Below are 628 nucleotides of genomic sequence, written 5' to 3' on the forward strand. Positions count from 1 at the left end.
TGGATAAGCAGCAGCGGCTTCAGCCGATCGGGGTGGAAGGCGAGCTGTATATTGCCGGCGAAGGCTTGGCGCGGGGCTACTTGAACCGGCCTGAGCTGACGGCGGAGAGGTTCGTGGACAATCCGTTCGCACCCGGGGAGCGGATGTATCGGACGGGCGACTTGGCGAAATGGCTGCCGGATGGCAGCATCGAATATTTGGGCCGGATCGACCATCAGGTGAAGATTCGGGGGTACCGCATCGAGCTTGGCGAGGTGGAAGCGCAGCTTCTTAAAACGGCTTCCGTTCGGGAAGCGGTTGTCACGGTGCGCGAGGATGAAGGAGGCCGGAAGGAGCTGTGCGCGTACTTCGTGGCGGACCGCGAGCTTACGGTGCGTGAGCTGAGGGGAGCGCTGTCGCAAGAGCTGCCGGATTATATGATTCCGTCGCACTTCGTCCAACTGGAGAAGATGCCGTTAACGCCGAATGGAAAACTGGATCACAAGGCGCTGCCGGCGCCGGAAGGAAGCGCAGCGGCCCGAGAGGAGTATGTCGCGCCCCGCAGCGAGGCGGAGAAGACGCTGGCTGCCGTGTGGCAGGCGGTGCTTGGCGCAGAGAGAATCGGCGTGAAGGATCATTTCTTCGAGCT

Annotated in this window: 1 protein-coding gene; it reads left to right on the forward strand. The window is 62.1% G+C overall.

Going from position 1 to position 628, the window contains the following annotated elements; translation table 11 throughout:
* A partial coding sequence (locus QMG93_RS34990) for an AMP-binding enzyme (RefSeq protein WP_281944517.1) occupies positions 1 to 628 on the forward strand: 628 nt, incomplete at both ends.

The organism is Paenibacillus tyrphae (assembly GCF_027925525.1).
Lineage (GTDB): Bacteria > Bacillota > Bacilli > Paenibacillales > NBRC-103111 > Paenibacillus_G > Paenibacillus_G tyrfis_B.